This window comes from Acidobacteriota bacterium (assembly GCA_016195325.1).
In the GTDB taxonomy this organism is placed as follows: domain Bacteria; phylum Acidobacteriota; class Polarisedimenticolia; order JACPZX01; family JACPZX01; genus JACPZX01.
This window is the reverse complement of the sequence record JACPZX010000090.1, coordinates 1-5350: the sequence shown is the minus strand read 5'-3', so window position 1 is coordinate 5350 and position 5350 is coordinate 1. Positions and strand designations below refer to the sequence as shown.

At 69.3% G+C, this 5350-nt stretch carries 4 protein-coding genes; 1 reads left to right on the top strand and 3 read right to left on the bottom strand.

The window, feature by feature from the left end:
- The coding region (locus HY049_16240) for a nucleotidyl transferase AbiEii/AbiGii toxin family protein (GenBank protein ID MBI3450452.1) at positions 1-886 on the top strand (886 nt) is incomplete at its 5' end.
- A gap of 12 nt (positions 887-898) precedes the next feature.
- Here the strand turns inward: HY049_16240 and HY049_16235 are convergent.
- From HY049_16235 to HY049_16225, 3 genes are all read right to left on the bottom strand, one after another.
- Entirely contained in the window at positions 899-1534 is a 636-nt protein-coding gene (locus HY049_16235; protein ID MBI3450451.1) for a sigma-70 family RNA polymerase sigma factor, read from the bottom strand.
- On the bottom strand, positions 1534-1800 hold the full coding sequence (locus tag HY049_16230) for an STAS domain-containing protein (protein MBI3450450.1): 267 nt from the start codon (positions 1798-1800) through the stop codon (positions 1534-1536). Before HY049_16230 ends, HY049_16235 begins: the two co-directional genes overlap by 1 nt.
- 129 nt (positions 1801-1929) lie before the next feature.
- Positions 1930-3078 (bottom strand): sigma 54-interacting transcriptional regulator, encoded by a 1149-nt coding sequence (locus HY049_16225; protein MBI3450449.1) that lies wholly within the window; start codon positions 3076-3078, stop codon positions 1930-1932.
- Positions 3079-5350 lie beyond the last annotated feature (2272 nt).

Below are 5350 nucleotides of genomic sequence, written 5' to 3'. Positions count from 1 at the left end.
CTCCGTCGCCGCGCGCCTGCTCAACAGGGCGAAGGAGACCGGGGACGACCACCAGACGCTGCTCACGAGCTACGGCATAGAGCGGTTCCTCTACCGTCTCGGCGTGTCGGATCGGCGCAACCGCTTCGTGCTGAAAGGGGCGATGCTTCTACGGCTCTGGGCCGATCGACCCTATCGCGCGACGCGCGATCTCGATCTGCTGCGCCGCGGCGACGGCGCGTTCGAGGCGATCCGCGACGACCTCCGTGAGATCGTCATGACGCCGGCTCCGCCGGACGCCATCATCTTCGACACCGAACGCATCGACCTCCAGGCGATCCGCGCGGAGGACGAGTACGCCGGAACACGAGCCACGCTGCTCGCGTGGTGCGGGAAGGCCCGCCTGAGCCTGCAGATTGACATGGGCCTCGGAGATGCGGTCTGGCCTGAACCGCAAGCCTGCACCTATCCGACGCTGCTCGACCTCCCCGCGCCGGAGCTGCTCGCCTATCCACGGGAGGCGGTGGTCGCGGAGAAGCTCGAGGCGATGGTCGTGCTCGGCGAGCGGAACAGCCGCATCAAGGACTTCTTCGACCTCCACTATCTCGCGAGCAGCTTCGAGTTCGATCGCGCGACCCTGTCGGAAGCTGTGCGACGGACGTTCGAGCGGCGCCACACGCCGATTGCGGCCGAGGATCCGATAGGACTCACGACAGCGTTTTGGGAGAATCCGTCACGTCCCGCGCAGATGCGGGCATTCGCTCGCCGGGCGGGTCTCGTGACACCCGAGAGACCTGCGGAGTCGTTCACGCGGCTTCTGCATGAGTTCCTCGCGCCGGTGCTGGATGACGTGCGTCGGGGACGTCGACAGGATGGACACTGGAATTCGGGCGGACCCTGGCGGTGAGCGCAGTCCCCCCTACCTCCCCATCACGATCGGCTCCAGCAGCGTCCGCAACGCCTGCCGCGCCCGATGCAGCCGGATCTTGACGGCGTTCGCCGTGATCCCCAGCATCCGCGCAACCTCCTCCGTATCCATCTCCTCGATGTCCCGAAGCATCAGCACCGTCCGCGCCGACTCCGGCAGCCGATCGATCGCCGCCCGCACCGCCGCCCGCGACTCCGCCTGAAAGACGACGTCTTCCGCAGAAGAGGGCCACGAAGACACCGGCCCCGCATGATGCCCATCCTCCGCGAACTGCGGCAGCAATTCCTCGAGAGACGCCTCCGGATGCCGCGAAGCGGTCCGAAGCTTCATCAGGGAAGCGTTGACGGTAATCCGGTGGAGCCACGTCGAAAGGCGTGAATCCCCCTTGAACGACCGGACCGACTTGAACGCGGAGATCAAAGCATCCTGCACCGCGTCCCGAGCGTCGTCGTCGTTCCGGAAGTACCGCCGCGCCACACAGAGCAAGCGGCCCGAGTGAGCCCGGACGAGAAGCTCGAAAGCCGCCTCGTCCCCGGCGCGAAGCCGCGCCAGAAGATCCCGATCCTCCGCCGCCTCGGCCGGCTCGAGCGAAGCGACCGTATCCTGCCAGGGAAGCGTGCGAGACATCATCGGCGGGGCCCTCCCAAAAGCTCGGCGACGAAAGCCGACGCGCCGTGAAGCGCCGCCCCCGCCGCGACCAGGTCCTGGAGGAGGCCGACGCCCGTCGGATCGACGAAGGCCACCCCCGTGAGATCGACGACGAGCTTGCCGGAGCGCGCGAGAAGCGGTTCGGCGGCGGCGCGAAGCTCGGGAACCCACTCGCCGGCCAGCCGCCCCTCCAGGGTGAGGTGCTCGGCCCCCCCATTCCCTGACGTCCTCGTGATCCTCAGCATCGTCGTCTCCTTCCGTTCGCGCCCAGGACAAAGCAATCGCGTTGCCACAGAGAAGGAGGGTGATGCCGCCTTGAGAATCAATGGGTTAGGCGACGCGGCTCGGAGATCCGCCACGAACCCAAACGGCCGCTACGATATTTCGTGACTGCCCGGCTTGATGCCGAGCTTCTTCATGCGGCTGCGGAGGGTGTTGGGATTGAGGCCGAGGATGTTGGCCGCCCCCTGAGGTCCCTGCACGACCCCTCGCGTGCTCCGGAGGACCGCGAGGATGTGCTCGCGCTCCCGGTTGGCGAGCGTGGCGCCCCCGGCCGCGACCATCGGCTCCGCCTCGGTCTCCGCGGCCAGATCGGGTTCGAGCTCGAGAACCGGCCCCTGCGCGAGGACGGCCGCGCGCTCGATGACGTTCTGCATCTCGCGGACGTTCCCGGGCCAGCGGTAGCTCATCAGGCGATCCATGCTCCGCCGACTGAACCCCGAGAGAGTCTTCCCGAGTTTCTTCCCGAGCCGGCCGACGAAGAAGCCGGCGAGAAGCGGGATGTCGTCGCGCCGGTCGCGCAGCGGCGGCACGGCGACGGGGAAGACGTTGAGCCGGTACAGGAGATCCTGGCGGAACTTCCCCTCCTTGACCGCGTGATCGAGGTTCCTGTTGGTCGCCGCGATCACGCGGACGTTGATCTTCACGGTCCGGCTGCTCCCCACCGGCTCGAACTCCATCTCCTGGAGGACGCGCAGCAGTTTCACCTGCGTCTCGGGCGGGAGATCTCCGACCTCGTCGAGAAAAATCGTCCCGCCGTGCGCGAGCTCGAACCGCCCCGTGCGCCCCGAGAGCGCTCCGGTGAAGGCCCCCTTGACGTGGCCGAACAGCTCGCTCTCGACGAGCCCCGCGGCGATCGCCCCGCAGTTCACCTTCACGAGGGCGCGCTCGCGCCGCGCGCTGCGACTGTGGACTGCGCGCGCGAAGAGCTCCTTCCCCACGCCGGTCTCGCCGGTGATGAGGACGGTCGAGTCGGTCGCCGCGACTTTCTCGACGCGCCGCAGGGCGTCGAGCAGCGCCGGGCTGTTGCCGACGATCTCCTCGAAGTTGTGCTGCGAGCGGATCTCCTCCTGGAGATAGACGTTCTCGGCTTCCAGCCGGTTCTTGAGCCCCTCGAGCTCGATCATCGCCTCGCGGAGGGACGACTCGGCGGCGCTCCGCCTCTCGACTTCCTGCCGCATCTCGTCGTACAGCCGGGCGTTCTCGAGGGCGATGGCCGCCTCGGCGGCGAGGATCTGCATCATCTCGACGCGTCTCGCGGTGAAGGCGTCGCGCGCGAGGTTGTTCTCGAGGTAGAGGATGCCGCCGAGCTTTCCCTGGTGGACGACGGGGACGCAGAGGATTGACCGGCAGCCGGACTGCGTGTGGGGGTCGCTCGCGAACCGCTCGTCGGTGCCGGCATCGCCGATGACGACCCCCTGGCCGGTGCGGAAGACGTAGCGGACGACGCCGTGGGCGAGGCCGGTCGCCTTCTCGAGGGGGATCGCCCGGCCGACCTCCGCCGGGGCGGGTCCCGCGTCGGCGACGGCCTGCACGAAGAGCGCGCCGTCGCGGCTCTGGAGGAAGATCCCCCTCTCCGCCCCGGCGTTCTCGATCGCGATCGCCATGAGCTTGCGAAGCAGCTCCTCGAGCTCGATTTCCACCGCGATCGCGTGCGCCGCCTTGAGCACGCTCGCGAGATCGAGGGGGCCTCCCGCGTCCCCGGCCGGAGCCTCGGGGCCGCCGGGGGAGGCGACCGCCGTTCGCGCCGGCAGCAGGCGGCCGTGGCGCGCCACGAGATCGCGCGCCTTGGCCGCCGCCCCCCAGGCCGCGTAGCCGCGGTGGGCCTCCGCGAGATAGACGGCGGCGACCGGCTCGCGCCCGCGGCCGAGCCAGAACCTTCCGGCGAGATCGTTCGCGAGGGCTTCGTTCTGGACGTTGTCGGTCTTCCGGGCGTAGGCGATCGCCTCCTCGTACCGCTCGATCGCGGCCGCCGGCTCGCCGACGACGCGGGCCAACTCCGCCGAGATGATGAGCCACCAGCAGCGGAAGTTCTCGGGGCAGTTCTCCGCGAGGAGGCCGAGCGCGTCGCGCGCGCGCAGGAGCTTCTCCGCGAACTCGCGCCGCTCGTCCGGGGCGGCGGCCTCGTAGAGGGCCGCCATCGCCAGGCTCGCCCAGAAGTCGAAGTAGACCGGCCAGATGACCCCCTTCGGCAACCATGCCTGGCGGTGCGCGGTCGTCGCGGCCTCGAGCGCCGCCGCGTGGTCCTCGAAGAGGACGCCGAGCTGGAGCTTCATCGCGAGGAAGAAGGTGCCGCAGAAGCCCGTCGTCCCGTACGTCTCGAAGTACTCGCGCTCGTCGAACCCCGCGTGCGTCATCGACTGCGGCCCGATCGTCTTCCCCTGAAGTGCCATCGCCCAGGAGATGTAGAGACGCTCCGACGCCGCGAGGGGGGCCATCCGGATCCTCTCGAGCACGGCGACCGTCGGCTCGTAGTACCTCACGAACTCGTCGAGATCGTTGCTGACGAGCATCCCCGACCAGGTCTCGGTCAGGGCGCCGTAGCCGGCATACGCGAAGTCCCCCGACTCCAGGCCGTGCCGGACCGCCTCGCGCGCGTGGTGCATCGCGTCCTGGAACGGGCGGCGCCACAGGCTCACGTGCGCGTTGAACTGCTGGTGCGTGCTCGCGCGCCCTCGCGCGTCGCCCAGGCGCTCGTTCACGCGCAGGGCGAGGAGCCCCCATTCCTCCGCCGCCCGGTAGTCGTGCCGCATCGATCCGATGGTGATGGCGTGCGTCGCGTAACCGAACGGCGAGTCGGCGGTGTTTCCCATCTCCATCGAGACGCGGACGATCTGCGCCGAGATCAGCGACGAGAGCGCGGTGTCGGCCTGGATGTACGCCGACGCCCACATCGCCGTCCCGAGCGAGACGACCATGCGCGTGGCCGCGTCGCTCATCACGGGGAGATCGACCAGCGCGGCGATCGCGCGCGCGCCGAGGAGCGTGCGGATCCTCTCGAGCTCGCGATCGACGGCGCGGAGCTTCTCGGCCTCGTCCTCGGGGAGCATCACGCCGAAAAGCGCGAGCGCCTCGCGCCCCGCGCGGACCGCGTCGGCGTAGCGCGCCTGGCTGTCGAAGTGGACGATCCGCTGCCGGTACGCCTCGGCCCTCTCGACCGGCGTCTGAAGCTCCCGAATCAGCGTCTCGAAGCGCGATTCGAACTCCTCGTATCTGCCGCAGAGGTATTCGCACTCGGCGGCCTGAGTCGAAAGCTGAGCCGTCAGCTCGTAATGGTCCTTCCACGCGTCTCCCGGGATCCGGGAGAGGCCACGCGTGAAGTGATCGAGCGCGGCGGCAAAGGCCGCCGAAGCCTTGGCCTTCTTCCCGGCCGCGAGGTTCAGCCGGACGAGGCTCATCCTCTCGGCGTCGTCCGTGATCAGATCGTCCCCCAGGTTGAGGTGGTTGACGATCTCGAAGAGACGCGCGCCGGCGGCGTCATCCCCCGCCCCGGCCCCGGCCCCGACCCTGACCCCG

Coding starts and splice junctions, on each gene's coding strand:
- HY049_16235 (MBI3450451.1), bottom strand. CDS start 1,534: ATGTCTCGCACGCTTCCCTGGCAGGATACGGTCGCTTCGCTCGAGCCG.
- HY049_16230 (MBI3450450.1), bottom strand. CDS start 1,800: ATGCTGAGGATCACGAGGACGTCAGGGAATGGGGGGGCCGAGCACCTC.
- HY049_16225 (MBI3450449.1), bottom strand. CDS start 3,078: ATGATGCAGATCCTCGCCGCCGAGGCGGCCATCGCCCTCGAGAACGCC.